25 protein-coding genes are annotated in these 24,607 nt (G+C 66.2%); 14 read left to right on the top strand and 11 right to left on the bottom strand.

Translation table 11 applies throughout. The features are described from left to right. Positions 1-414: 414 nt before the first annotated feature. Positions 415-798 (bottom strand): nuclear transport factor 2 family protein, encoded by a 384-nt coding sequence (locus MGN01_RS18995; RefSeq protein WP_147048403.1) that lies wholly within the window; start codon positions 796-798, stop codon positions 415-417. A 193-nt stretch (positions 799-991) separates the two neighbouring features. Here MGN01_RS18995 and MGN01_RS18990 point away from each other — a divergent pair, with 193 nt between their 5' ends. Further along, complete coding sequence (locus tag MGN01_RS18990; protein WP_147048402.1) at positions 992-1,645, top strand: pyridoxamine 5'-phosphate oxidase family protein; 654 nt, start codon at positions 992-994, stop codon at positions 1,643-1,645. Between the two features lie 8 nt (positions 1,646-1,653). Here MGN01_RS18990 and MGN01_RS18985 read toward each other — a convergent pair whose 3' ends face one another. Next, positions 1,654-2,556, bottom strand: coding sequence for an AraC family transcriptional regulator (locus MGN01_RS18985; protein WP_147048401.1), 903 nt, complete (start codon positions 2,554-2,556; stop codon positions 1,654-1,656). A 315-nt stretch (positions 2,557-2,871) separates the two neighbouring features. Beyond that, positions 2,872-3,627, bottom strand: coding sequence for an SDR family NAD(P)-dependent oxidoreductase (locus tag MGN01_RS18980; protein ID WP_147048400.1), 756 nt, complete (start codon positions 3,625-3,627; stop codon positions 2,872-2,874). Between the two features lie 136 nt (positions 3,628-3,763). On the opposite strand from MGN01_RS18980, the gene MGN01_RS18975 reads away from it, so the two are divergent. Continuing rightward, positions 3,764-4,654 (top strand): AraC family transcriptional regulator, encoded by an 891-nt coding sequence (locus tag MGN01_RS18975; protein ID WP_147048399.1) that lies wholly within the window; start codon positions 3,764-3,766, stop codon positions 4,652-4,654. A gap of 556 nt (positions 4,655-5,210) precedes the next feature. Here MGN01_RS18975 and MGN01_RS18970 read toward each other — a convergent pair. Beyond that, positions 5,211-5,903, bottom strand: coding sequence for a spermidine synthase (locus MGN01_RS18970; RefSeq protein WP_238257860.1), 693 nt, complete (start codon positions 5,901-5,903; stop codon positions 5,211-5,213). A 207-nt stretch (positions 5,904-6,110) separates the two neighbouring features. Here MGN01_RS18970 and MGN01_RS18965 point away from each other — a divergent pair, with 207 nt between their 5' ends. Continuing rightward, positions 6,111-6,365, top strand: coding sequence for a hypothetical protein (locus tag MGN01_RS18965; RefSeq protein WP_147048398.1), 255 nt, complete (start codon positions 6,111-6,113; stop codon positions 6,363-6,365). Positions 6,366-6,383: 18 nt separating this feature from the next. On the opposite strand, the gene MGN01_RS18960 is transcribed toward MGN01_RS18965, so the two are convergent. After that, the gene (locus tag MGN01_RS18960; RefSeq protein ID WP_147048397.1) at positions 6,384-7,313 is read right to left on the bottom strand and encodes a metal ABC transporter substrate-binding protein; all 930 of its coding nucleotides are present in this window, start codon (positions 7,311-7,313) and stop codon (positions 6,384-6,386) included. Between the two features lie 188 nt (positions 7,314-7,501). Between MGN01_RS18960 and MGN01_RS18955 the strand changes: the two genes are divergently transcribed. From MGN01_RS18955 to MGN01_RS18935, 5 genes are all read left to right on the top strand, one after another. After that, positions 7,502-8,035 (top strand): Spy/CpxP family protein refolding chaperone, encoded by a 534-nt coding sequence (locus MGN01_RS18955; protein ID WP_147048396.1) that lies wholly within the window; start codon positions 7,502-7,504, stop codon positions 8,033-8,035. 95 nt (positions 8,036-8,130) lie between these two features. Beyond that, positions 8,131-9,912: an ABC transporter ATP-binding protein gene (locus MGN01_RS18950; protein WP_147048395.1), complete on the top strand. Its 1,782-nt coding sequence runs from the start codon at positions 8,131-8,133 to the stop codon at positions 9,910-9,912. Positions 9,913-10,121: 209 nt separating this feature from the next. After that, positions 10,122-12,161 carry a YgiQ family radical SAM protein gene (locus tag MGN01_RS18945; protein WP_147048394.1) on the top strand — a complete coding sequence of 680 codons (2,040 nt, stop codon included), beginning with the start codon at positions 10,122-10,124 and terminating at the stop codon, positions 12,159-12,161. 112 nt (positions 12,162-12,273) lie between these two features. After that, complete coding sequence (locus MGN01_RS18940; RefSeq protein ID WP_147048393.1) at positions 12,274-12,834, top strand: GbsR/MarR family transcriptional regulator; 561 nt, start codon at positions 12,274-12,276, stop codon at positions 12,832-12,834. Between the two features lie 4 nt (positions 12,835-12,838). Next, entirely contained in the window at positions 12,839-13,522 is a 684-nt protein-coding gene (locus MGN01_RS18935) for a DUF4166 domain-containing protein (protein WP_147048392.1), read from the top strand. Between the two features lie 98 nt (positions 13,523-13,620). On the opposite strand, the gene rsfS is transcribed toward MGN01_RS18935, so the two are convergent. The 4 genes from rsfS to proB all read right to left on the bottom strand — a co-directional run bounded on the left by rsfS (position 13,621) and on the right by proB (position 17,427). Then, entirely contained in the window at positions 13,621-13,953 is a 333-nt protein-coding gene (rsfS, locus tag MGN01_RS18930; protein ID WP_238257876.1) for a ribosome silencing factor, read from the bottom strand. Between the two features lie 149 nt (positions 13,954-14,102). After that, positions 14,103-14,711, bottom strand: a complete 609-nt coding sequence (locus tag MGN01_RS18925) for a nicotinate-nucleotide adenylyltransferase (protein ID WP_147048390.1) — start codon at positions 14,709-14,711, stop codon at positions 14,103-14,105. Positions 14,712-14,855: 144 nt separating this feature from the next. Then, entirely contained in the window at positions 14,856-16,157 is a 1,302-nt protein-coding gene (locus tag MGN01_RS18920) for a glutamate-5-semialdehyde dehydrogenase (RefSeq protein WP_147048389.1), read from the bottom strand. Between the two features lie 133 nt (positions 16,158-16,290). Beyond that, positions 16,291-17,427: a glutamate 5-kinase gene (proB, locus tag MGN01_RS18915; RefSeq protein WP_147048388.1), complete on the bottom strand. Its 1,137-nt coding sequence runs from the start codon at positions 17,425-17,427 to the stop codon at positions 16,291-16,293. Between the two features lie 376 nt (positions 17,428-17,803). Between proB and ccrA the strand changes: the two genes are divergently transcribed. Then, positions 17,804-19,108, top strand: coding sequence for a crotonyl-CoA carboxylase/reductase (gene ccrA, locus MGN01_RS18910; RefSeq protein WP_147048387.1), 1,305 nt, complete (start codon positions 17,804-17,806; stop codon positions 19,106-19,108). A gap of 172 nt (positions 19,109-19,280) precedes the next feature. Here the strand turns inward: ccrA and MGN01_RS23700 are convergent, their stop codons facing one another. Continuing rightward, positions 19,281-19,457 (bottom strand): hypothetical protein, encoded by a 177-nt coding sequence (locus tag MGN01_RS23700; RefSeq protein WP_170246063.1) that lies wholly within the window; start codon positions 19,455-19,457, stop codon positions 19,281-19,283. A gap of 378 nt (positions 19,458-19,835) precedes the next feature. Here MGN01_RS23700 and leuD point away from each other — a divergent pair, with 378 nt between their 5' ends. Both leuD and MGN01_RS18900 read left to right on the top strand, forming a co-directional pair. Next, a complete protein-coding gene (gene leuD, locus MGN01_RS18905; protein ID WP_147048386.1) occupies positions 19,836-20,438 on the top strand; it encodes a 3-isopropylmalate dehydratase small subunit in 603 nt (200 codons plus the stop codon). 146 nt (positions 20,439-20,584) lie between these two features. After that, complete coding sequence (locus MGN01_RS18900) at positions 20,585-21,769, top strand: lytic murein transglycosylase (RefSeq protein WP_147048385.1); 1,185 nt, start codon at positions 20,585-20,587, stop codon at positions 21,767-21,769. Positions 21,770-21,884: 115 nt separating this feature from the next. Here the strand turns inward: MGN01_RS18900 and rplS are convergent, their stop codons facing one another. After that, positions 21,885-22,277: a 50S ribosomal protein L19 gene (rplS, locus tag MGN01_RS18895; protein ID WP_147048384.1), complete on the bottom strand. Its 393-nt coding sequence runs from the start codon at positions 22,275-22,277 to the stop codon at positions 21,885-21,887. Positions 22,278-22,570: 293 nt separating this feature from the next. Between rplS and MGN01_RS18890 the strand changes: the two genes are divergently transcribed. The 3 genes from MGN01_RS18890 to MGN01_RS18880 all read left to right on the top strand — a co-directional run bounded on the left by MGN01_RS18890 (position 22,571) and on the right by MGN01_RS18880 (position 24,583). After that, positions 22,571-23,137 (top strand): NifU family protein, encoded by a 567-nt coding sequence (locus tag MGN01_RS18890; protein ID WP_147048383.1) that lies wholly within the window; start codon positions 22,571-22,573, stop codon positions 23,135-23,137. A 247-nt stretch (positions 23,138-23,384) separates the two neighbouring features. Continuing rightward, positions 23,385-24,065: a tRNA (adenosine(37)-N6)-threonylcarbamoyltransferase complex dimerization subunit type 1 TsaB gene (gene tsaB, locus MGN01_RS18885; RefSeq protein WP_147048406.1), complete on the top strand. Its 681-nt coding sequence runs from the start codon at positions 23,385-23,387 to the stop codon at positions 24,063-24,065. Then, positions 24,062-24,583 (top strand): GNAT family N-acetyltransferase, encoded by a 522-nt coding sequence (locus tag MGN01_RS18880; protein ID WP_147048382.1) that lies wholly within the window; start codon positions 24,062-24,064, stop codon positions 24,581-24,583. Before tsaB ends, MGN01_RS18880 begins: the two co-directional genes overlap by 4 nt. Positions 24,584-24,607: the final 24 nt, after the last annotated feature.

Raw genomic sequence — 24,607 nt, 5'->3', positions numbered from 1 at the left:
AAAGCAGCCATTGTTCATGCGCCGAGTGGACGACTGCTTCGCGATCAAACCGGACGCCGCTCCCTACGAAACTCAAGAATTTTGGAACGACCAAGCCGCAGCGAAACGGCCTCGCATGGTGAGCGAGGCTGTCCGGAGACGTATGGATTAGAAAATTAGAGCAATGGCCTACTAGTGCCCCTCCGGCCGTCCAGACTGAATACGATCCCCTGCGCTTCAAATGCGGCACGCAGCAGACTTATCCTGTCAGTCCGAACGCCCCCCTACCTCGAACTTGACGAGCGTACTGTTAGAGACCGTAGAGGCTCTATAGGTATCTAGGACAGTCCACCTTAGCGCGGCACGAGGCGCCCGGCATTGCTCCGGACTGAGTAGGTTTCTCTTCACGACAAATCGCGTGTGTTCGCTTGCCAGCTAGCTGTGCTGATGAAAAAGCTTGGCGATGACCTTCCACTGCCCGTCTTGCTTTAGGAGAGTGTGAAAGTCGGTATAGTCGGCACCGTTCGCATCGTTTTCCATATCGACGCGCACAGCCGCCGTGGTTGGCGTGATCGCCAGCACGTCAATGCGTGTCTGCATGTTCGGCGCCTTGCCGCTCTTCTCGACGTAATCATAAAGGTTGCTGATCGGACCGCCGAGCAGGCTGCCGCCCGCGAACCCGTACATCACGGCTTCATCGTGGAAGGCTTTGGCTGTCACCTTGGCGTCGCCGGTCTTCATGCCATCGACGTAGCTTTGCACTGCCGCCACCACGTCCTCGAAATCGCGGGTTGTCACAGCCTTTGAGCTGCTTGGCATCGTCTAACTCCCTGTCATGGGCATCAGGCCCGGCCTGGTGCCTGCTACTGGTGGCACGTGCGGCTTGACGAGGCGAACCGCCGGCCGACCGGTTTCGCAGGAATGGAATGGCATTCCGCAGGTTTGGATGCAGACACCCGGCTTACGGTAGGCCAGCGTGTCCCTAATCAGAAAAGCATCTGGGAGAACCGCCATGGCTTCGTTGTACTACGATGAGCACCGCCACTTGCAGCAGGAGTTCGGCACAGTCGGGCTGGCCGAGCGCCTCGATACTGGTTGGGTCCGCGATGAGATCGGCAAGGACGAGCGTGCTTTCATCGAGGGCCGGGACTTCTTCTTTCTCTCCACCGTAGATCCGGACGGCATGCCGACCGTCTCCTACAAAGGCGGCCCGGTTGGCCTGGTGCGCGTGCTCGACGCCAACACGCTCGTGTTCCCCGGCTTCGACGGCAATGGCATGTTCTACTCGGTCGGCAACATCGAGGGGCAGAACAAGGTCGGCCTGCTGTTCATCGACTTCGAGACGCCTCACCGCGTGCGCGTGCAGGGGCACGCAACGATGCTGCGCGATGATCCGATTATGGAAAGCTGGACCGAGGCGCAGTACGCCGTGAAGGTCGAAGTCACGAAGGCCTGGGTGAACTGCCCCCGCTACATCCACCGGTTCAACCGGCTCGATGAAAGCAAGTACGTGCCGCGCCCCGGCAAGAAGACGCCGCTGGCCCTCTGGAAGCGGCTCGACATCGTGCAGGACGTGATCACCGACGAGGATCGTGCCCGCGCCGAGAAGGAGGGCGTGATCGACCTCCCCGCCTATGAAGCCAAGGTATCGAAGGGCGACAACTGACAGCGACGCTACTGCACCCCTTCAAGGCCGAGCTCCCGATACTCGGCAGGTGTGTAGCCGGTCGCCTGTTTGAAGGCGCGGGCGAAGTTCGAGGCGTTCGAGAACCCCGCTGCGGTGGCTACCGCAGCGAGATCGTGCGCCCGGCCGCTAAGGAGCTTCCGCGCAAGGTCGAGCCGTTGTGCGCTGACGTAGGCGTGGGGTGCCACGCCGAACGTTTGCTTGAAGCTGCGGGCGAAATGCGCGGGGCTCATACAAGCTACGGCTGCCAGCTCGGCGACCGTGAAGGGTTGCGCCACGTGCGCCTCGATAAAGGCCAGCACGCGCTGCTTCCGGCGTTCGTCAAGCGGCCTCTCACACAGCGGCGGTTTGAGCCGCACTGCGGTTTCGGCGCAGTGGTTGACCAGGTAGGCGGATAGTGCCTGCCCAAGCCCTTCGATCAGGAGCGCTCCCGCTGCCGTCTGACGGTCAAGCTCGCGGGCGATCTGAACGGCGACCTGCTCGATGAAGGGGTCGCGAGCGATGACATCGTAGCGCAGCGCCACCCTGGCCGGGTCGACCCCGAAATCCTGCTCGACCGCATGGGCGAAGGGCTGGGCGGGCAGGAAGATGTGCAGGCAGTCGCGGAGCGGCTGCTTGAAGTCGATGTATTCCTCGCGGATGCCTGCCGGGCACAGCCAGGCCGTGCCGCGCCGCCCATGGGTTCGCTGTTTCAGGCCTGCCCCTTCCCGATCAACAAGCGTGGCGTCGCTCAACAAAACCGCCAGTTCGGTATCGCGGGGCAGCACCGAAGGCAGCTCACCACGCGCGTGGCTCCACCGCTCGGCCAGCACGTTCGTCCAGCCCCGGCCGCGTGACGAGCCGAGGCAGTGGCCGGTGACATATTTTTCGTTGGCGTGGCACTCGATGGGCATGGGTGCGGGTCCGAGCTATCGAACTAAAATCCTAGCCCGGCTCGCCTCCGCAGGCCACCACACGGTGATCGCCGCCGCTTTGGCCATCTCCCCGAAACTCAGGAGTTTCGCAGGTTACTTTTGCTCAATGAATTCAGGCGTTCACGCCGCACCAAAGCCATGAACGAAATGCGCAGCGCGTGACTGCTTTGTCGAGGCATTCGGACATGCACGGTCATCGCCGCCAGGGTCCGAGTTGGGTCGCCAGCGGCGGTTCACGCTGCCGGCAGGGGGCGCCCCGGACTGCCATGCCCACCGGGGCACCCCACGATGCCGTCAGATGCCCTGACCGCCCGAGACCTCAATGCGCTGCGCGTTGACCCAGCGGTTCTCCTCAGAGAGCAGGCTCGCGACCATCGGCCCGATGTCGTCCGGTACGCCGACGCGACCGAGTGCCGTCAGGCCCGCGAAGAGCTCGTTGATCTCCGCGTTGTCGCGCACCGCGCCCCCGCCGAAGTCGGTCTCGATGGCGCCGGGCGCCACCGTATTGACCGCGATCCCGCGGCTCCCGAGTTCCTTGGCCATGTACCGGGTCAACACCTCGACCGCGCCCTTGACCGCCGCGTAAGCCCCGTAGCCGGGAAAGCAGACCCGAGTCAGGCCGGAGGACAGGTTCACGATGCGACCGCCATCCGCGAGGAGGGGTAGCAGGGTCTGGGTCAGGAAGTAGACGCCCTTGAAGTGAACATCGACCAGCCGGTCGAACTGTTCCTCGGTCGTCTGACCAATCAGGGCATAGTCCCCGTGGCCAGCGTTGTTCACGAGGTGGTCGAAGGTCTCGCGGTTCCAGATCTCGCGCAGCTTTGCCTGCAGGCACTCGGCAAAGCCGGTGAACGCACCGACATCGCCGGTGTCGAGCTGCAGCGCGACCGCCTTGCGGCCCATTGCCTGGATCTCCGCGGCCAGCGCCTCGGCCTGGTCGGAGCGGCTGTGGTAGGTCAGGACGACGTCGCCGCCGCGGCGGGCGACGCTGAGCGCGGTGTTGCGGCCGAGGCCGCGGCTGGCTCCGGTGACAAGGGCGATCTTGGTCATGGGATTGGCTCCGTTCGAGTGGCTGGCCCGGTATGCCGCCCCGGAGCCGGCCCTTGTTGCCGGAAGCTCGGAAGTTCTTGCCTAATCCTACGACCAGCGATGCATTCGCGCGGGCGCTGGGCTACACCTTCCGTCCATGATCACCCTCCTCGCAGCCGTCCGCCGCCACGCGGAGACCCACCACAACGCCGCCGGCATCGCGACAACCCCGATTCCGGGTCTCTCAACCGTGCGGGCGACCGCCCCCAGCGGCCTGCTGCATGACATTTCGCGGCCGCTGGTCTGCCTGGTCCTGCAGGGGAGCAAGCATGTGACCATGGGGACGCGGGACTTCGCCTTCGGGGCCGGCGACTCGCTCCTGATCACCGCAGACGTGCCGACGGTGAGCCAGATCACTCAGGCCAGTGTCGCAGCGCCTTATTACTCGCTCGTGCTCGAACTCGACCCGGCGGTCATTGCCGACCTTGGCGCGCAGATGCCAGCCGAGCCGCAGGCTGACCACATGCCGGTCCGGGTCGACCCGACCGAGGCGGAGACCGCCGACGCGGCCCTGCGCCTGATGCGGCTCCTCGACCGGCCAGCAGCCATACCGGTGCTGGGCAAGCAACTCGTGCGCGAGATGCACTACTGGCTATTGGCAGGACGTCACGGGGCAGCCATCCGACGTCTGGGTTGGCCGGACGGCCACGTGGAGCGGATCACCCGCGCAGTCGCTTTGCTCCGGGCCGGGTTCGCTGAACACCTTCCGGTCGAGCGGCTGGCAGCTGCGGCCGGGATGAGCCCGTCGTCGTTCCACCAACACTTCCGGGCCGTGACCTCGCTGTCGCCGTTGCAGTTCCAGAAGCACCTGCGCCTCATTGAGGCGCGCCGGCTGCTGGTCTCGGAGGGTCTGTCGGCGAGCGGTGCCGCCTTCGCGGTCGGCTACGAGAGCGTTCCCCAGTTCACGCGCGAGTACGGCCGAATGTTCGGGTTGTCGCCCGTCCGCGATGCCAAGGCGACACGGAACCCGACTGCAGCCGCTGCCTGACCACGCTACCAAGCCGATCCGTGGGAAGCCCGCCACGAACGAGGCCGTGCAGTCCACTCCGCAGCAGCCAGAGATGCATCAACCCAGCGGCAGGCGAAGTTCCGACCCCAAGCGGTCATTCGAGGTGCCGCCGAAAGTCCGAATGGGGTCGCAAGCAGACCCAGACCTTGGGTCGCCGCCCATCAGATCTCAACCGCCAAGACGGATCGAAGGGCACGGGCGAGCCATTCTTATCGGCTCCCCCGCCGATCAATGACGCGCTCATCCTCGTCTATGACCCGACCGAAGGCGCTTCCGGCTGGGACATCTGGATAATGCGGGCCCTGATCGGTGAGGTGGATTCCGCCCACTGTCCCGGCCTCGCGCACGGTGCCGTAGAGGGTCGGTCATCGCGTTGCCGGCAGGGCCGTCTCATCGTCCGGGCCTTCAGGTCGGGCGTCCACGCTCACTCGAGGAAAGCGCGTCCCGCCATCATTCCACGCGTACCGCTGAACGCGAGACAAGGTCGACCGGACCGAACTCGTAACCGATCCACTAGCGGCGAGCGCCCGGCCCGTCAGCCTGCGCCGATCCCGTCGGGCTCCACGGTGGCAAGCCACAGGACATGGCGGCGGCCGTTGTCGATGTTCGAGCGGATGCGGATTTCGTCCACGGCGAAGCCCATCCGCTTGAGGCGGGCCTTGAACTTGCGGTCAGGGTGGCCGGACCAGACCGCCAGGATGCCGCCCGGCCGCAGGGCCCAGCGGGCGCGCTTCAGGCCCCATTCGTCGTAGAGGCGGCTATTCTGCCGCCGGGTCGCGCCCTCGGGGCCATTATCGACGTCGAGCAGGATGGCATCGTAGGCGCCCGGCGCCTCCTGGATGATGCGGTTGACGTCGTCGAGCCTGAGCTCGACCCGTGGATCGTCGAGCGCACCCTCGAAGAGATGCGCCAGCGGGCCGCGCGCCCAGGCTGCAACGGCGGGGACGAGCTCGGCGACCGCCACGCTCGCCTGCGGCCCGAGGCCGTCCAGGGCTGCGCGCAGCGTGAAGCCCATGCCGAGCCCGCCGATGAGGATGCGGGCCGCCGGCCGGTCGCGCAGGCGCTCGCAGGTGAGGGTCGCCAGCGCCCGCTCGGAGGCGCAGAGCTGGTCGCTCATCAGCTCGACCTTGCCCACCATGATGGTGAAGCCGTCGCTGCGCTGCATCAGCCGCATCGTGTCGGGTGTGCCCGGCACCGCGCCGACGTCGCGTTGGATCCAGTCGTTCACGTCGGATGGCTTCGCTGTGGGGGATCGAAGGGTGGCAGCCGGCGCTTAGCAGACGCGACACCGGGCGGGGTAGGCGGCAATGCCGGACGGAGCTATGCAGAGGCCTGAAACGGAGTTTTTCAGGCTCCGCCGTCTCGTCCTGTCGGACGCCCCCGAATCGCCGGCCTCGTGATCGAGGCCGCGATCGATCGAAAGAGCTGCTTTCCCATGGCCAAGCGCGTGAAGTCGAAGCCGCAGGAGCGCGGGTTCGTTCTGTTCGACGTGGTTTTCGAGGATGGCAGCCTCGCCTCGAACCGCCGCATCCCGATGGAGATCCTCGGCGGCCTCGACGGCGACGAGCCCGCCCGGACGATGATCGAGGAGCAGGAGGCCGAGATCGCCGAGAAGGCGAGCCGTCCGCCGCGCGTGATCCAGACGCTGGCCCGCACGCCGACGCGCCGGTTCGAGGCGAAGGTCGACTGACCCGCCGCGCATGGGCGGCTAGCCCAGCGCCTCCCGGAAGGCGCGCAGGTTCGCGCGCATCATCTCGATATAGCCCGGTGCCGGCCCATCGGCCGCGCTCAGCGCGTCCGAATAGATCCTGCCCCCCACCCGCGCGCCGCTCTCGCGGGCGATCTGCTCCATCAGGCGCGGGTCGGCGATGGATTCCAAGAACACCGCCGGGATCTTCTGCTGCCGGATCTGCCGGATGATGCGGGCCACGTCCCGCGGGCCGGCCTCGCTGTCGGTCGAGAGCCCCTGCGGCGCGACGAAGCGCAATCCGTAGGCCTGCGTGTAGTAGCCGAAGGAATCGTGCGTGGTGATGATCCGCCGGCGCGCCTCGGGGATCTCGGAGATGGTCGCGCGGATCTCGGCATCGAGCGCATCGAGCTTCTCGGAATAGGCCCTGGCGTTCTCGGCGTAGCCGGCCGCGTGGGCCGCATCGATCCGCGAGAGCCCGTCGCGGATCGCGGCGACGTAGAGCTTGGCATTCGCGACGCTCTGCCACGCATGCGGATCGTCATGGCTGTCGGCAAGACTGCCGGGAACATGATCGTGGCCATGATCAGCGTGATCACGAGACCCGGCGATGGTTTTCGCTCCGCTCGACGCGACGACGACCGGCGCCCGGGTGCCGGAGGCGCGGATCAACCGCTCTATCCAGCCCTCGAAGCCGAGGCCGTTGACGAAGACGATGTCGGCCCCGGCAAGCCTGCGGGCATCATCCGGAGAGGGGCTGAAGCTGTGCGTGTCCGCATCCGGCCCGACTAGGTTGGTGACAGCGACCCGTTCCCCGCCGACCTGACGCACGAGGTCGCCGAGGATGGAGAAGGTCGCCACCGCCTTGATCCGCTCCTCGGCCGAGGCTGTGGCCGGCGCGATCACGGCCACGATGAGGAGCAGCCACGCCGCCGTTCGCCGGAGTTCCATCGGCCACTCACCCGTCATCGATCTGCCCGCCTCTCTTCGTGCCCGAGCAGATAATGTAACGTTATCACATCGCCAAGCCTCACCGCGAACATGACAAAGCGGCAATGCGCCGGACATACGGCGGATACACAGGCTTGGGCATTCTGGCGCCCTGGGGTGAGTTCGTTCTGTTGGATCGAGGTAGCGCCATGTCGAGACGTGTGATCGTTGCGGTCATGCTGGCCGGATTGGCCGGCGCGGGGGCCGTCGCTTCGGTGAGTGCCGGCGAGCGGCATGGCTGGGATGGTCCCGGCCATAGGCATGGGCGCTGGAGCGCATTGACGCCGGAGGATCGCGCGGCCTTCGCCGATGCGCGCATCGCCGCTCTGCACGCGGGTATGAAGCTCAATGCCGACCAGGAAAAGCTGTGGCCACCGGTCGAGGCCGCCCTGCGCGATCTCTCCAAGCAGCGCCAGGCCCGCATGCAGGCCTGGCGCGAGCGGCGCGATCAACCGCAAGACGCGCCAACACGGCTGCGCGCCATGGCGGATGCGGCCACCGCTCGCGGCGAGGCGCTGCGCAAGCTCGCCGATGCCACGGGACCGCTCTATGCCACCCTCGACGACGGTCAGAAGCGCCGTGCCGCAATCCTGGCGCACCCGCTTCGCGGACATGGCGGTCAGGGTGGCTGGCGCCACCACGGCGGCGACCGAGATGGTTCAGGCGACAAGCGCGACAACTGATCGTTTCGCGGGTTTCGCTTGATCCCGAGGGGCAGCGGCGGCAAACACCGCTGTCCCTTCACCCGGCGAGGGCGGATCACGGAAGACGCGAACGCATGGCGCGGCGCCCGCTCCTGAGGGGCGATACCCTCCCTCTGCTCGGACGGCTCTGGCGCGAGTGGCTTTCGCCGCATCGGGGAACGCTTGCGGTCGTGCTGATGCTGATCGCCATCGTGGGGGCTGCGACCGGGCTCTACCCGACGCTGATCAAGGCGGCCTTCGACGCCTTCGACGCCAAGGACCAGCGGGCGCTCATCTATGGGCCTTTCGTCGTCATCGCGGTGACGACCGTGCGAGGCTTCGCGCTCTACGGCCAGACCGTCCTCACGAACCGCGTCGTCACCCAGGTCGAGGCCGACATGCAGGCGGCGCTCTACGCGCACCTGATCGAAGCTGACATGGCGCAGCTCGGCCGCGAGAGCGCCGCCTCATTCACGCAGCGCTTCACCACCGATTTCGCCTTCATCAAGGAGGCGCTGACTCGCATCTCGACCGTGATGCTGCGCGACCTTGCGATGTTGATCGCACTGGTGGGCGCGCTGCTCTGGATCGACCCGATCATGACTCTCGCGGCCGGTGTAACCGCTCCGTTCGTCGCCGGGCCGATTGGCCGGGTCGGCAAGAAGCTGCGGCGCGTCTCCACCAATACGCAGGAGCAGATGGGCCTGATGGCGAGTCTGATCAGTGAGAGCCTGCAGGGTGCGCGCGTTGCCAAGACCTACGCGCTGGAAGGCTATCTCAAAGGCCGCGCCGCAGACGCACTGCAGCACGTGCGCCGGCTTAAGATGAAGGCGGCCAACACCCGTGGCCGGCTCGACCCGCTGCTCGAAATTGGCGGAGGCTTCGCGGTTGCCGCCGTGCTGGTGCTGGTCGGCCAAAGGGTGATGTCGGGCGAGAAGACGGTCGGCGACTTCACCGGTTTCGTCGCCGCCCTGCTGCTCGCCTCGCAGCCCGCACGCGCGCTCGGCACCCTCAACGCCATCCTGCAGGAGGCCTCCGCCGCGCTGACTCGCTATTACGCGCTGCTCGACGAACCCCCGACCATTCGCGAGCAGGCCAACGCCGTGCCGCTGGTCGTTACGAAGGGTGAGATCCGCTTCGAGGACGTGCATTTCCGCTACCGCGAGGATGCGCCGGCCATCGAGGGGATCAACCTGACGGTGCCAGCGGGAACCACGACGGCTTTGGTTGGCCGCTCGGGCTCGGGGAAATCCTCGCTGCTCAACCTCGTGCCGCGTCTCTACGATGTCACGCAGGGCCGATTGCTGATCGATGGTCAGGACATCCGCAGCGTGACCCTTGCCTCGCTGCGTGAGGCCGTCGCCGTGGTCTCCCAGGATGTGGTGCTGTTCGATGATACCATCGCCGCCAACATCGCTTTCGGCCGCCCCGGCGCGAGCCGTGCCGAGATCGTGGCCGCAGCCGAGGCGGCAGCGGCACACGGTTTCATTTCGCGGCTCGCGGACGGCTACGATTTTCAGGTGGGGCCGTCGGGCGGACGTCTCTCGGGCGGCGAGCGTCAGCGCGTCTCGCTCGCGCGTGCCTTCCTCAAGAACGCGCCGATCCTGCTTCTCGACGAGGCCACCAGCGCGCTGGACTCCGAGTCCGAGCAACTTGTTCAGGCCGCGCTCGAGCGACTGATGGAGGGGCGCACTACCCTTGTGATCGCTCATCGTCTGTCCACCGTGCGCGATGCCGGCCTCATCGCGGTGCTCGACGCCGGACGAGTGGTCGAGACCGGGACTCACGAGAGCCTGGTCGCAGCGGGCGGCGCCTACGCGCGCCTCCATCGCCTGCAATTGTCGGACTCGGCCACGCAGGAGATCCTCGCGCAGTAGCCTCGGTGCGGTCCATGGACGAACCGGCCCGCACGCAATCCTTCCTCAGCGGCCGACTTGGCGGTGCGTGCCGGTCATGTCGACGACGAATCCGTTTTCGGTGGGGTTAGTGGCCGCGTCCGGGTACTTGCACGCCATTCGCTGACTGCGCGACGGCCGCACCCTCCGCCTTCGTTGAGATCGCGGCCTCGGAGGCCTATGCAGGCCCCATGGAACTCCAAGTATCCGCCCCGCGACCCGTCGCACCTCTCGCCTGCAAAGGGCCGCCTGCCGGGAAGGCGGCGCCGTTCCTGCCGATGAGCCGCGCCGAGATGGCCGCGCTCGGCTGGGATGCCTGCGACATCGTGCTGGTGACGGGTGACGCCTATGTCGATCACCCGAGTTTTGGCATGGCCATCATCGGCCGGTTGCTCGAGGCGCAGGGGTTCCGGGTCGGCATCATCGCACAACCGGACTGGCAATCGGCGGAGCCGTTCAAGGCGCTCGGCAAGCCGAGACTGTTCTTTGGCGTCACTGGCGGCAATCTCGATTCGATGGTGAACCGCTACACGGCGGATCGCCGTCTGCGCCATGACGATGCCTACACGGCCGGCGGTGAAGGCGGCCGGCGCCCGGACCGCTGCACCATCGTCTACACGCAGCGCTGCCGCGAGGCGTTCAAGGACGTGCCGATCGTGCTCGGTGGCATCGAGGCCTCGCTGCGCCGCATCGCGCATTACGATTACTGGTCTGACAAGGTGCGCCGCTCGATCCTGGCGGACGCGAAGGCGGATCTGCTGATCTACGGCAATGCCGAGCGTGCCGTGGTCGAGGTGGCGCACCGCATGGCCGCAGGCGAAACGCCGCGCGAGCTCGATTCCATCCGTGGCGTCGCCCTGTTCCGCCGCGTGCCGGAAACCTACACCGAGCTGCCCGCCGACGATCTCGATTCCGCGGACGAAGCCGCTACCCGCCGCCCCGGCGACACGGTGATCCGGCTTCCCGCCTACGACGAGGTGTTGAACGACAAGGAAGCCTATGCCCGCGCTTCGCGCGTGCTGCACCGGGAGGCCAATCCCGGCAACGCCCGTCCGCTCGTCCAGCGCCACGGCGACCGCGACCTCTGGCTGAACCCTCCGCCGATCCCGCTCACCAGCGACGAGATGGATGCGGTCTACGACCTGCCCTACGCGCGTGCGCCCCACCCGTCCTACGGCGACGCGAAGATTCCCGCCTGGGACATGATCAAGTTCTCGGTGACGATCATGCGCGGCTGCTTCGGCGGCTGCACCTTCTGCTCCATCACCGAGCACGAGGGCCGCGTCATCCAGAACCGCTCGGAGGGTTCGATCCTGCGCGAGATCGAGCGGATCCGCGACAAGACGCCGGGCTTCACTGGCGTGATCTCCGATGTCGGCGGGCCGACCGCCAACATGTACCGGATGGCCTGCAAGGACCCGAAGATCGAGGCGGCCTGCCGGCTGCCGTCCTGCGTCTTCCCGGACATCTGCCCGAACCTGAACACCTCGCACGACGACTTGATCCGGCTCTATCGCAAGGTCCGCGAGGCGAAGGGCGTCAAGAAGGTGATGGTCGCCTCCGGCGTGCGCTACGACCTCGCGGTGAGGAGCCCCGAATATGTCGAGGAACTCGTCACCCACCATGTCGGCGGCCGGCTGAAGATCGCTCCCGAGCATACCGAGCGCGGGCCCCTCGACCTGATGATGAAGCCGGGCATTGGTACCTATGACCGCTTCAAGGAGATGTTCGAGGCGGCCGCAAAGAAGGCCGGGAAGAAATACTACCTGATCCCGTATTTCATCGCGGCGCATCCGGGCACGACCGACGAGGACATGATGAACCTCGCCCTCTGGCTCAAGAAGAACGACTACCGCGCCGACCAGGTGCAGACCTTTCTGCCCTCGCCCATGGCGACCGCCACGGCGATGTATCACACCGAGCTCAACACGCTGCGAGGCGTGCGGCGCGGCGGCAGCGAGCAGGTTGGAGCGATCAAGGGCCTGCGACAGCGCCGGCTGCACAAAGCCTTCCTGCGCTACCATGACCCTGAGAACTGGCCTGTGCTGCGCGAGGCGCTGAAGGCAATGGGACGCGCGGATCTCATCGGGCCGAGGCCGGACCAACTCGTGCCGTTGTCGCAGCCGCCGGGGATGAGTGCCGGTACGGGCAAGGTGGGAGGCCAGCCGCGCCCCGGGCGTCATGCGGGCGCTCCGCGTTTCACCACGAAGGGCGTGCCGATTAGGAAGTGACGCTCTCGCGTCCGAGCCATGTGTCTCGCGCTAGGTTTCGGACCACCCGAAAGGCCTTCGTGAAGCCCAACACCGGTTGACGGCTTGATCGAATCGGTCTCTAATTTCTGTTATGACAGAAAATACAGACCAACAGAAGAAGCTTCCCGCCGCCGTCGAGGGCTTCGTCATGCACTGGGGCAACCTGGGCAGCCAATGGGGCGTGAACCGTTCTGTGGCGCAGATTCATGCCCTTCTCTACCTCTCCGAGAAGCCCATCACGGCGGAGGAGATCGCTGAGACACTCGGCATCGCCCGCTCCAACGTCTCGAACTCGCTGCGTGAGCTGACCGGATGGAACCTGATCCGGAGGGTGCCGGTCTTTGGCGACCGGCGCGATCACTTTGTCGCCGAGACCGATCTCTGGGAGATGGCAACGCGGATCGCTGCCGGTCGCAAGGAGCGCGAGATCGATCCGGCCATCGCGGCGCTCCGTGCGTGCGCCGCCGAGGCCGAGGAAGATCCTGCCGTCGGCGCAGTCGCACGGCGGCGGCTCGGCGCCATGCTCGATTTCACGCAGACGATGGAGGGATGGTACGCGCAGATGCTGCATGTGCCGCACGGGACCCTGGCCAAGCTGATCAAGCTCGGCAGCCGCATCGTCCGTTTCCTGCCCGCCAAACCGGAGGGATGAGTCGATGTCCGCCCTCGCACGCTGTCGATCGGGGCAGGCCGCTCCCGCGCCAGCCAAGACCGATCTGCTCGACTTCCGCTTCCGGGCGCTGATCCCGGAGGCGCAATGGGCCTCGCTGCCCGAGGCTGTGCGCCGCCGCTTCTCGAAGCGCCTGCCGCAGGGCGCGAGTGCTGTCTACGTCGGGCAGGTCGTGTCCACGCGAATGAGCTTGGCAGGATGGCTTCTCGCCCAGGCCACGCGCATCATAGGCTCGCCGCTGCCGCTCTCTCGGGCTGCTGGCATGGCGAGTGTCGTCTCGGTCACCGAGGACCCGCAGGGCGGCGGCCAAATCTGGACTCGGCTCTACGCGCGGCCGAGCGGTTTTCCGCAGATGATCCACTCGGCCAAGCGCTTCACCGGGCCGACAGGTCTCGAAGAACATATCGGTGCAGGCATCGGCATGCGGCTGAGCGTCGGCGTCGAGGACAGAGCGCTGGTGTTTCGCAGCCGAGGTTATTTTTTCGACGTTTTTGGCCCGCGGCTTGTGCTGCCGGCATGGCTGTCGCCCGGAGCGCTAAGCGTCACCCACGCGGCGACGTCAGCGGACGCGTTCCGCTTCACCCTCGATCTGCGCCACCCGCTGCTTGGCCCGTTGATTCGACAGGAGGCGGAGTTTCGGGACAGCAAGCCCCTGAAATCAGAACTCTGACGTCTTGGCTAAGCGCTGCCGACGCAATCCGCGGTGGAGATATTGAACCTGCGGATGCTGCCTCGGATTGCTTCACTGCACCTGCAATAACGGAGTGATCAGCCACCGAGATGGGCGGACGGGCGGTCGTCGCCCCAGATCTTCTCGAGATTGTAGAAGCCTCGCACTTCTGGGCGGAAGATGTGGACGAGCAGGTCACCCGCGTCAATCAGCACCCAATCGCAGGCAGGCATGCCCTCGACGCGTGGATTGCCGTACCCGCCGCTCTTGAGACCCTGCAGGATCTTATCGGCGATGGCGCCCACGTGGCGCTGGTTGCGGCCGGAGGCGATGATCATTGTGTCGGCTAGAGAAGTCTTACCGGCGAGATCGATCGCGATCGTCTCTTCGGCCTGCATGTCGTCGAGACAGCCGAGCGCGAGGGCCTTCAGAGCCTCGGTGGCCTGCGCGTCTTGAGAAAGTTGGTCGTTCAGCGGATCGATTCCCCGTTCGGTCGCGGCCTCGTCCGAGGCGGCTATTGTCGATTATCAAAACTTGGATGCTTTGGGCGCCGACTGCAATGCTGCCGGGCGCAAAGCCTTCATACACGGTTCCGCAGCGCCGTCGATGACAGCGATGAGCGTGGGCCATGCAGGAAGATCCAGGCAGGGGGCTGCAGGCTGGCAAGACGAGATGCGTCGGGTTCGTCGATCCGCCATCGCGCCAGCGCTCTCGCGCCGGGCGCGTTCGGCCCTGACAGTGTGGATCCGGGCCGGTCGATCACCGCGATGGGCATCAGCGATGCGATCTCCCGGAAACGTTCCCAGCGGTGGAAGCTCACCAGCGAGTCGGCGCCCATCATCCAGACAAAACGCAGGGATGGGCGATGCCGGCGCAGCCAGCGCAGGGTCTCGATCGTGTACCGTGCGCCGATCGCCGCCTCTATGCCGGTCACTGCGATGCGCGGATCCCGGGCGACTCCGCGCGCCGTCGCAATGCGCTCCGACAGCGGCGCCAGTTCCCGGTGATCCTTCAATGGATTGCCCGGCGTGACCAGCCACCAGATCCGGTCGAGCCGAAGGCGCTTGAGGGCCAGGCGGCTGACATGAAAATGGCCGGCATGGGCCGGGTTGAACGAGCCGCCATAGAGCCCGATCCGCAGGCCGGGCGCCGCCGGCGGTAGGCGCGCCGCGTCGAGCCCGTGAGTCATTCGACGCCCGGTTGCGGCGTGAACGTCTCAACCGTCATCGCGCGCCGAAGCCATCTAGCCAACGTTCCAACGTTGAGGATGCGGCCCCAGCTTGCTTCGTTGCACGCGCAAATAGTTTCGAGAGGTTCATACGCTGGTCCGTCGTCAGACCGGCCGCGTCTGCCCGTTGCCGTGAACACGGTACTTGAAGGTCGTCAACTGCTCGACGCCGACGGGGCCCCGCGCGTGCATCCGGCCCGTGGCGATGCCGATCTCGGCGCCGAAGCCGAACTCGCCGCCATCGGCGAACTGCGTGGAGGCGTTGTGCGTGACAATCGCGGAATCGACCTCGTTGAGGAAGCGGGTCGCGGCCTCCGCATTCTCGGTCACGATGCAGTCGGTGTGATGCGAGCCGTGCGTCTCGATATGCTCGATGGCCGCGTCGAGGCCATCGACGACGCGGGCGGAGATGATCGCGTCGAGATATTCCGTATTCCAATCGGCCTCGACCGCGGGTGTCACCCGGGGATCGGCCGCACAAACGGCCTCGTCGCCGCGCACGGCGCAGCCGGCCTCGATGAGCGCCGCGACAAGCGGCTTCAGGTGGGTCTCGGCCACGGCCTCGTCGACGAGCAGCGTCTCGGCCGCACCGCAGACGCCGGTGCGGCGCATCTTGCTGTTCAGGAGCAACGTGCGGGCCATGTCGAGATCGGCGCCGGCCGCAACGTAGACGTGATTGATACCGTCGAGATGGGCAAAGACTGGGACACGCGCCTCGTCCTGGACCCGCTCGACGAGGCTGCGACCGCCGCGGGGCACGATCACGTCGATCGAACCGTCGAGGCCCGACAGCATCAGGCCGACGGCGGCGCGGTCGCGGGTCGGCACCAGCTGGATCGCGTCCGCCGGCAGGCCGGCCTGGGCCAGCCCCTCGCTCATGGCGCGGGCGATGACCGTGGCGGTACGGTGCGCATCAGAGCCCGCGCGTAGGATCGCTGCGTTGCCGGCCTTCAGGCAGAGCGCACCGGCATCGGCCGTGACATTAGGACGGCTCTCGAAGATCACGCCGACTACGCCGAGGGGCACGGCGACGCGTTCGATCAAGAGGCCGTTCGGCCGCTCGAAGGCCGCGAGCTGACGCCCGACCGGATCGGGCAGGGCGCCGACCTGCGCGACAGCCTCGGCGATGCCGGCGACGCGGCGCTCGTCGAGTGTGAGCCGGTCGATGATCGCGTTCGACTGCCCGGCGGCCTTGGCGGCGCTGACGTCCCGCGCGTTCTCGCGAAGAATGTCGGCGGCGTGGGCGCGGATGCGCTCGGCGATCGCGCGCAGCGCGATGTCCTTGGTCTGCGCGGTGGCCAGCGCCATGCCCCGCGTGGCTGCGCGCGCCCGGCGGCCAATCTCGGCCATCTGGGTGGGTAGGTCATCGGCGTCCGCGAGTTCGGAGCGCAGGTTCAGAACAGGCACTGTTCCGTTTCCATCATCGGTGGCGCGTGCGGTACGCAGGATATTTCGCTGTCTCATCGCACGTGGGGTGTTTTCCCAACAAGTCCAAGTGCCCTCAGCTCCGCGACGCCACCCCTGCACCCAGCGCGGAGCGTCAGACCGGATCGATCGGGCCGACGGTCGCCATGTCGTCCCGGTGGACGATCTCGCTACGGCCCGAATAGCCGAGCAGCTCGGCGATCTCGCGACTTGGCCGGCCGATGATCAGCTGTGCCTCGGTGCTGTCGAAGGAGACGAGGCCGCGGGCCAGCACCCGGCCTGCCTTGTCGCGGATCAGCACCGCGTCTCCCTTGCCGAAAGCACCCTCGACGGCGGTGACGCCGACCGGCAGCAGGCTGGCGCCGCTCTGCAAGGCACGCGCGGCGCCGTCGTCGATGACGAGCGCGCCACTCGGCTCCAGCGCCCCGGCGATCCACGTTTTCCGAGCCGCCGTCGGAGTAGAGGCTGACAGGAACCAAGAGGAGCGCTTACCCTCGCGGATGGCGCGCAGTGGATTCTTCCCGCGCCCGTCCGCGATGACCATGTGCGTGCCGCCGGCCACCGCGATCTTGGCGGCCTCGACCTTCGTGCGCATGCCGCCGCGCGACAGTTCTGAGGCTGGGCCCCCAGCCATAGCCTCGATCTCCGGTGTGATCCGATCAATCACCGGCAGATGCTGAGCATTCGGGTCGGTATGAGGCGGGGCCGTGTAGAGCCCATCGACGTCGGAGAACAGCACCAACACGTCGGCGCCGATCATGGTGGCGACACGGGCGGCGAGGCGGTCGTTGTCGCCGTAGCGGATCTCGACCGTGGCGACGGTGTCGTTCTCGTTGACGACGGGCACGGCGCGCACGTCGAGCAGCTTCTGAACCGTGGCACGGGCGTTGAGGTACCGGCGGCGCTCCTCGGTGTCGCGCGGCGTCACCAGGATCTGGCCGGCGACGATATCATGATGACCGAGCGCCTCCGTCCAGTGTCGGGCGAGCGCGATCTGCCCGACGGCGGCCGAGGCTTGACTCTCCTCCAGCCGCAGAAGGCCTGGCGGCAGGCCGAGCACCGTGCGCCCGAGCGCGACGGCACCCGAGGAAACCACGGCGACATCGACGCCGCTCGCATGGAGTTCCGCGATATCCTCGGCCAGCGCTGCGAGCCAAGCATGGCGCAGCCGGCCGCGGGTGCTGTCGACGAGCAGGGCCGAGCCGACCTTGATGACGATGCGGCGAAAATCTTCGAGGGCGGGAGTCGACACGGGATGATGCAAGCGATGGGACGAAAGATATCTCGTTTGCACGAACTCGCCGGGCTTGAACAGCGAGGAAGGATTGGGGTGGCGGCGTCATCCCTTCGTTTGGGCACCAGGGACACAGGATGTTGTGAACTGATTTTGTTCGGCTTGGCCCAGCGACCCTGCAGCATCTTAAGCTGCAGGCAGGCCGACGTTGTCATGTCCACTCGTGTCCGTAAACGGACCGAAAATTACAGGTATTTTGTATTCATTGAGCGTTCGTCTGCATCTAGGCCGCTCTTACGTCGATTGCCGTCTATCCTTGGCCTTTAGGACCCCTTGGACACCTTCAGTAACGTCGCTATAGCGACGCGAAACGTCGTACCGGAGGAGTGCCAAGATGGCATCGAGCGCAGCGGTGACCCCAGCCTGGACGGGTGGGACCACCGAGAAGAAAGACCTCTACGAACTCGGCGAGGTCCCGCCGCTCGGCCACGTGCCGAAAAACATGTACGCCTGGGTGGTCCGCAAGGAGCGCCATGGACCGCCGGAGAGCGCCAACGAGGTCGAGGTTGTCCCGACCTGGGAGATCGGCGACGACGACGTGCTCGTTTACGTCATGGCGGCCGGCATCAACTACAATCACGTTTGGGGCTCGCTCGGCGAGCCGGTCTCGCCGATGGATTCGCATAAAAGCGACATCCATATCGGCGGCTCCGATGCCTCGGGCATCGTTTGGGCGGTCGGCCGCAAGGTTAAGCTGTGGAAGGTCGGCGACGAGGTTGTCATCCACTGCAACCAGGACGACGGCGACGACGAGGAGTGCAACGGCGGCGATCCGATGTTCTCGAACTCCCAGCGCATCTGGGGCTACGAGACGCCGGACGGCTCTTTCGCGCAGTTCTGCCGCGTTCAGTCGCGCCAGCTCATGCCGCGGCCGAAGCACCTCACCTGGGAAGAGGCGGCCTGCTATACGCTGACGCTGGCGACTGCCTACCGCATGCTGTTCGGCCACACGCCGCACCAGCTCAAGCCCTCCGACAACGTCCTTGTCTGGGGCGCTTCCGGTGGCCTCGGTGTGTTCGCGGTGCAGCTCATCGCGGCGTCCGGCGCTAACGCGATCGGTGTGATCTCGGACGAGTCGAAGCGCGACTACGTCATGAGCCTCGGCGCCAAGGGCGTGATCAATCGCAAGGACTTCGATTGCTGGGGCCAGATGCCCAAGGTGAACAGCCCCGAGTACACCGCTTGGCTCAAGGAAGCCCGCAAGTTTGGCAAGGCGATCTGGGAGATTACCGGCAAGGGCAAGGACGTCGACATGGTGTTCGAGCACCCGGGCGAGTCGACCTTCCCTGTTTCCTGCCTCGTGGTGAAGCGCGGCGGCATGGTCGTGTTCTGTGCCGGCACCACCGGCTACAACATCACCTTTGACGCCCGCTACGTCTGGATGCGCCAGAAGCGCATCCAGGGCTCGCACTTCGCTCACCTGAAGCAGGCCTCGGCTGCCAACCGCTTCGTGATCGACCGCCGCGTCGATCCGTGCATGAGCGAGGTCTATCCCTGGGAGAAGATCCCAGAGGCTCACACCAAGATGTGGAAGAACCAGCACCCGCCGGGCAACATGGCCTGCCTCGTGAACGCCACGAAGGCCGGTCTGCGCACCGTCGAGGACGTGATCGAGGCCGGGCCGAAGAAGGCGATCTGAAGCGGTCGCGACGCCCATCCCGTCCGCGAGGCGATCAGCCTTTGCGGACGGGCCTTGGGGCTCCGAAGAGGCTGGTCCACGTCACGCCCATCGCGTGTGCGCTGGGCGAGCACTGTTTGCGCGGTGATCACGCTGAATGAGGTGAAGCAACCATGATCGGCGCGCGGCACGCTCAGCGTTTTCCGGATTCGTTTTGCGGTAGGTGGCGCTTGTACGTCTCCTCTTCCTCCCCACGCTTGGTAATGAGGTCGGCATAAGCCTGCTTCATCTCCGGCGAAAGCGTGACGCGGCGGCCTTTGTCGCCCTTGCGCTTTGGGGCCTTCTTGAAGGTGTTGGACGAGTCGGACATTCGGTCCTCGGCAGTTCGATCGGTCGCGGGTGTTCATCCCGCCGACCCCTGTACACTTCCGAATACCGTTCGTGAGACCGAAACATGACGGGCAGCGCTCCACTTACGGATTTTCCCGACGGACGTTCGCCTTGAACACCGGCTAGCGTGCGTTGGCGCGCGTGCATGGTCATCGCCACGCTCGCGGGCGCTGCCGACCCCGCAGGGCGTGTGGCTCGTCGCCACGGATTTCCGGCTAATGATCCTCACCGACGAAGAGAATGCGGCCATCTTCGGCAAGCGCGCATGACCCGGGTGCGGCTTCCGACCAGTCCGGCGCGCTGCTAGAAGGCCCGTTCAGCGCGGCGCGAGCCCACGACAGTCAAGACGGCGACGAGCATGGAAAAGTTCACTACCCTGGAAGGCGTTGCCGCCCCGATGCGGATCATCAACGTCGACACCGATCGCATCATCCCGAAGCAGTATCTTAAGACCATCAAGCGTTCCGGGCTGGGCAAGGGGCTCTTTTCGGAAATGCGCTACAGGGACGACGGCTCGGAGAACTCAGACTTCATCCTGAACAAGCCGGCTTACCGGCAGGCCAAGATCCTGGTGGCGGGCGACAATTTCGGCTGCGGCTCGTCGCGTGAGCATGCGCCCTGGGCGCTCGCCGATTTCGGCATCCGCTGCGTGATCTCGACGAGCTTCGCCGATATCTTCTTCAACAACTGCGCTAAGAACGGCATCCTGGCGATCGTCGTCTCACCTGAAGATCTCGAGAAGCTGTTTCAGGATGCCGAGCGCGGTTCAAACGCGACGCTGACCATCGATCTCGCGGCCCAGACCATCAAGGGACCGGACGGCGGCACACTGCATTTTGACATCGACGAGGCCCGCAAGCACAGCTTGCTCAACGGCCTCGACGAGATCGGGCTGACACTTCAACGCAACGCGGCCATCGACAGCTACGAGGCGAAGCTCGCCGAGCGCGGTTGGGCTTGAAGCACAACAGCGGAAGACTTCGTTACGAAGTCTTTACCATCAGGGCGCCTTAAATCTGCGGGATAGCCAGCGCACGTTCCGACGAAGCGAATTCCGGTTCGTCGTCGGACTGTGCGGCGACTACAGAGCCGGCAGGAGACGCTCCGATGACCTCGCGCGCCACGATTACCGCCCTCATCTGTCTCGCCGGCTTGGCGGCGAGCCCGGCTCGCGCCGATTTCGATTCCTGCCTCGCCGGCATTCAGAGCCAGGCTGCCGCAGCCGGTGTCTCGGCGCAGACCTTCCGCACCGCGACGCGGGGCATCGCGTACGACGACAAGGTCATCGCGCTCTCGCAGAAGCAGCCCGAGTTCAAGACGCCAATCTGGGATTACATGGCCGCTCTTGTCGACGACGAGCGCGTCGAGGACGGCAAAGCTGCCATGCGCCGCAACGCACAGGCGCTTGCCACCGCGGAGCACCGCTATGGCGTCGACCGTCACGTCATCGCCGCCGTCTGGGGCGTCGAGTCGAATTTTGGCAAGAACCTCGGCACCATGCCGCTGGTGCAGTCCCTCGCCACGCTCGCCTGCTCCGGCAGCCGCCGCCGAGACTATTTTCGCGGCGAGCTGATCGCGACCCTGAAGATTATCGAGCGCGGCGACATTGAGCCATCGCGCTTGACTGGCTCCTGGGCCGGTGCCTTCGGCCAGACCCAGTTCATGCCCTCGACCTACCAGCGCCTCGCGGTCGACCTCGACGGTGACGGACGCCGCGACGTGGTGGATTCGACGGCCGATGCCGTCGGCTCCACCGCGAATTTCCTGCGGGCCGCCAAATGGTCGAACGGCATGGGCTGGGGCTACGAAGTACGACTGCCGCGCGGTTTCAACACCGCTGCTGCGGGCCGCACCCGCAAGCATCCCGTCGGTCATTGGACGGCCATGGGAGTTACGAAGGCAGATGGCAGCCCGCTGACCGCCTCTGGCCCCGTCGGCATCCTGGCACCGGCTGGAGCCAACGGCCCGGCTTTCCTCGTGACCAAGAACTTCGATGCGATCTATTCCTACAACGCCGCCGAGTCCTACGGACTCGCCATCGCCGTGCTGTCGGATCGCCTCCGCGGCCGTCCTGGCGTCCAGGCCGACTGGCCGACCGACGATCCGCCGCTGTCGCGCGCCGAGCGCCGTGACCTTCAGGTCCGCCTGACCCAGCGCGGCTTCGACGTCGGCGAGCCTGATGGCAAGGTCGGTGAGAAGACTCGTGAGGCCATCAAGGCCGTCGAGCGCAGCCTAGGCATGCCGCTCACTGGCCGCCCGGGTGGGAAGGTGCTTCAGGCGCTGAGGGGCTGACTTCGGTCGGCCTCTTTCAACTGCACCACGCATCCGGTCGCAGCAAAAAGCCCGCTCCGAGACATCGGAGCGGGCTTTTGTGATTCTAGCGGCTCCAAGTCGGAGCCCGAGGTAATTACTCGGCAGCGGCAGGAGTCTTGGCAGCCTTCGCCGTGCGGTCGGTGCGCTCGACGATACGGGCCGACTTACCGCGGCGGTCGCGCAGGTAGTACAGCTTGGCACGGCGTACCTTACCGCGGCGGACGACCTTGATCGAGTCGATCAGCGGACCGTGTACGGGGAACACGCGCTCGACGCCCTCGCCGTAGGAGATCTTGCGGACGGTGAAGCTCTCATTGAGGCCGCCGCCGGAGCGCGCGATGCAGACGCCTTCATAGGCCTGCACACGGATGCGCTCGCCTTCCTTGACCTTGACGTTCACGATGAGCGTGTCGCCGGCCTGGAAGTCGGGAATGGTCTTGGCGAGGCGAGCAACTTCTTCCTGCTCGATCTGCTGGATGATGTTCATGGCAAAGCTCCGGCCGTCGCGCCTCGCCATCCCTCATGGACAGCGGGCGTCAGGATTTCGGCATCCTGTTGTGAGTTGGCGTGCGCCATACAGGAGACCGGAGCTTTTGTCACGCCGCGGTCGTGAGGCTGAGAAAAGTTCGCGGCTCAGCCTTGCAGGTGTGCCGCGCGTCCCACCCTCCCATGTTGAGAAAATCACCATTCGGGTCCACATGGATAGCGGCGACGGGCCAGTCCGGCGCCGTTCCCGGCCGGCCTTGAACCGGCGCCAGTGGACGAGGATTTCCAGCAGCCATGTTTATCCAGACCGAAGCCACGCCGAACCCTGCCACGCTGAAGTTCCTGCCCGGACGCGTCGTGCTGCCCGAATCGACCTTCGAGGCCAAGGATAAGGAGGGCGCCGCCCGCTCGCCGCTGGCCAAGGCGCTGTTCGAGGTGCCCGGCGTCTCAGGCGTTTATTTCGGTCACGACTTCATCTCGGTGACGAAGGCTGAGGGCGTGAGTGAGTGGGCACAGGTGAAGCCGGCCGTGCTCGGCGCAATCATGGAGCATTTCCAGTCCGGCGCTCCGATTCTATCCGAAGGCGTGGTGCTCGAAGAGGGCAGCTCCGAAGAGTTCTACGAGGAGGCTGACCACGACATCGTCGTCACCATCAAGGACCTACTGGAGACCCGTGTGCGCCCGGCCGTGGCAAGCGACGGCGGCGACATCACCTTCCGCGGCTACAAGGAAGGCGTGGTCTATCTGGAGATGAAGGGCGCCTGTTCAGGCTGCCCGTCCTCCACCGCGACCTTACGCCAGGGTGTGCAGAACCTGTTCCGCCACTTCCTGCCGAGCGTGCGCGAAGTCCAGGCGATTTAATCTTTCTGTTCAGTGGTCTTCGAGGCCATGGCCATGGCCTCGAAGGCGGCCCACAGCGCGGGCGGCTGCGCGCAGACACGCTTGCGGAGCGCTGTGAGCCTCGGTCTTTATCGGGCAGACTGGCAACACCCGCCCGGCAATGCACCTGAAATCGACCACCTCGCGCTGACGGGGCGGCCGTTCTTGTCTTAAACGTGGTGCCAGAGTGGCGATGAACGCGAGCACCGCCACCTGCTACGGAGAGAGTGTGCGCATCCTCGCCATCGATACGGCGCTCGACGCCTGTTCCGCCTGCGTCGCCACCGACGAGAGCGAAGCGTTGCTCGGCGAAGAGTCGATGACGCTCGCGCGCGGCCATGCCGAAGCGCTGCTGCCGCTGGTCGAGCGCGTGATGGCGCGGGTCGAAGGTGGCTTCGAGAGCCTCGACCGTGTCGCCGTCACGGTCGGCCCTGGCAGCTATACCGGTCTGCGGGTTGGCCTCTCGGCTGCGCGCGCCATTGGCCTTGCCGCTAAGATTCCCGTGGTCGGAGTGACGACGCTGTCGGCCCTGCTCGCGCCGCAGCTTGCTCTGCAGACCGAAGGCCTCGTGGTCGCCGCCATCGATGCGCGCCACGGCGCGGTCTACCTGCAGGCGATCAGCGCCACGGCCGGTGTCGCCGTGCCGCCCGTTCGGCTCTCCGTCGAAGAGGCTCTGGAGCGTATCGCCGGTGACCGAATCACCCTGGTCGGCTCGGGGGCGCAGGCACTTGCGGCCGCCGCACAGGATCGCGGTGTCGCCGTCACGGTCGCCGAGACCGGCGTGCCGCAGATTGGCTGGGTCGCCCAACTCGGCCTTGTCGCCGATCCCGAACAGGCGCTGCCGAGGCCGCTCTACCTCCGCGGCGCCGATGCCCAACCCCAGGAGCATGCGAGGATTGCGCTTCGATGACGCGCGGCCTGTCTCCCTTCTGGGCTCTCGATTGGTGGTCCGCCTGGTGGGACGCCTGGGGCTCCACACCCTACATTGCTCCCCTGCGCGATCCGGGGCAGGCCTCGACGCTTTCGCGCCTTCACGCCACCGCCTTCGCCCGTCCCTGGGACGCTCATGAATTCGAGCGCATGCTCTGCGAACGCTCCACCGAGGCGCACGGCCTCTGGCGCGGAAACAGCGTCCACGGCTTCGCCCTGTCGCGCAAGGTTGAGGACGAGGCCGAGATCCTGACCATCGTGATCTCACCGTCGCTGCGTGGCGGCGGCCACAGCCACCGACTGCTGCGCGAACACCTCGCCGCGCTGAGCTTTGCGGGCGTGCGCAGCGTCCATCTCGAGGTGGACGAGGGCAACGATCCGGCCCTACGGCTCTACGCGCGCCACGGCTTCATCAAAACCGGCGAGCGCACCGGCTATTATCCGCGCCCCGACGGCAGCCGCGCCACGGCGCTCACCATGCGCGCGACGCTCGCGTGAGAGTCGACACCGGGGTCGCGCCCC

Origin of the sequence: Methylobacterium gnaphalii, from assembly GCF_007992215.1 — a bacterium.
Lineage (GTDB): Bacteria > Pseudomonadota > Alphaproteobacteria > Rhizobiales > Beijerinckiaceae > Methylobacterium > Methylobacterium gnaphalii.
This window is presented reverse-complemented; position numbering and strand designations above follow the sequence as displayed.

Bases quoted from the DNA above. Each gene is read 5' to 3' on its own strand.
- MGN01_RS18995 (WP_147048403.1), bottom strand. From the start codon at position 798: ATGCCAAGCAGCTCAAAGGCTGTGACAACCCGCGATTTCGAGGACGTG.
- MGN01_RS18990 (WP_147048402.1), top strand. From the start codon at position 992: ATGGCTTCGTTGTACTACGATGAGCACCGCCACTTGCAGCAGGAGTTC.
- MGN01_RS18985 (WP_147048401.1), bottom strand. From the start codon at position 2,556: ATGCCCATCGAGTGCCACGCCAACGAAAAATATGTCACCGGCCACTGC.
- MGN01_RS18980 (WP_147048400.1), bottom strand. From the start codon at position 3,627: ATGACCAAGATCGCCCTTGTCACCGGAGCCAGCCGCGGCCTCGGCCGC.
- MGN01_RS18975 (WP_147048399.1), top strand. From the start codon at position 3,764: ATGATCACCCTCCTCGCAGCCGTCCGCCGCCACGCGGAGACCCACCAC.
- MGN01_RS18965 (WP_147048398.1), top strand. From the start codon at position 6,111: ATGGCCAAGCGCGTGAAGTCGAAGCCGCAGGAGCGCGGGTTCGTTCTG.
- MGN01_RS18960 (WP_147048397.1), bottom strand. From the start codon at position 7,313: ATGGAACTCCGGCGAACGGCGGCGTGGCTGCTCCTCATCGTGGCCGTG.
- MGN01_RS18955 (WP_147048396.1), top strand. From the start codon at position 7,502: ATGTCGAGACGTGTGATCGTTGCGGTCATGCTGGCCGGATTGGCCGGC.
- MGN01_RS18950 (WP_147048395.1), top strand. From the start codon at position 8,131: ATGGCGCGGCGCCCGCTCCTGAGGGGCGATACCCTCCCTCTGCTCGGA.
- MGN01_RS18945 (WP_147048394.1), top strand. From the start codon at position 10,122: ATGGAACTCCAAGTATCCGCCCCGCGACCCGTCGCACCTCTCGCCTGC.
- MGN01_RS18940 (WP_147048393.1), top strand. From the start codon at position 12,274: ATGACAGAAAATACAGACCAACAGAAGAAGCTTCCCGCCGCCGTCGAG.
- MGN01_RS18935 (WP_147048392.1), top strand. From the start codon at position 12,839: ATGTCCGCCCTCGCACGCTGTCGATCGGGGCAGGCCGCTCCCGCGCCA.
- MGN01_RS18925 (WP_147048390.1), bottom strand. From the start codon at position 14,711: ATGACTCACGGGCTCGACGCGGCGCGCCTACCGCCGGCGGCGCCCGGC.
- ccrA (WP_147048387.1), top strand. From the start codon at position 17,804: ATGGCATCGAGCGCAGCGGTGACCCCAGCCTGGACGGGTGGGACCACC.
- MGN01_RS23700 (WP_170246063.1), bottom strand. From the start codon at position 19,457: ATGTCCGACTCGTCCAACACCTTCAAGAAGGCCCCAAAGCGCAAGGGC.
- leuD (WP_147048386.1), top strand. From the start codon at position 19,836: ATGGAAAAGTTCACTACCCTGGAAGGCGTTGCCGCCCCGATGCGGATC.
- MGN01_RS18900 (WP_147048385.1), top strand. From the start codon at position 20,585: ATGACCTCGCGCGCCACGATTACCGCCCTCATCTGTCTCGCCGGCTTG.
- rplS (WP_147048384.1), bottom strand. From the start codon at position 22,277: ATGAACATCATCCAGCAGATCGAGCAGGAAGAAGTTGCTCGCCTCGCC.
- MGN01_RS18890 (WP_147048383.1), top strand. From the start codon at position 22,571: ATGTTTATCCAGACCGAAGCCACGCCGAACCCTGCCACGCTGAAGTTC.
- MGN01_RS18880 (WP_147048382.1), top strand. From the start codon at position 24,062: ATGACGCGCGGCCTGTCTCCCTTCTGGGCTCTCGATTGGTGGTCCGCC.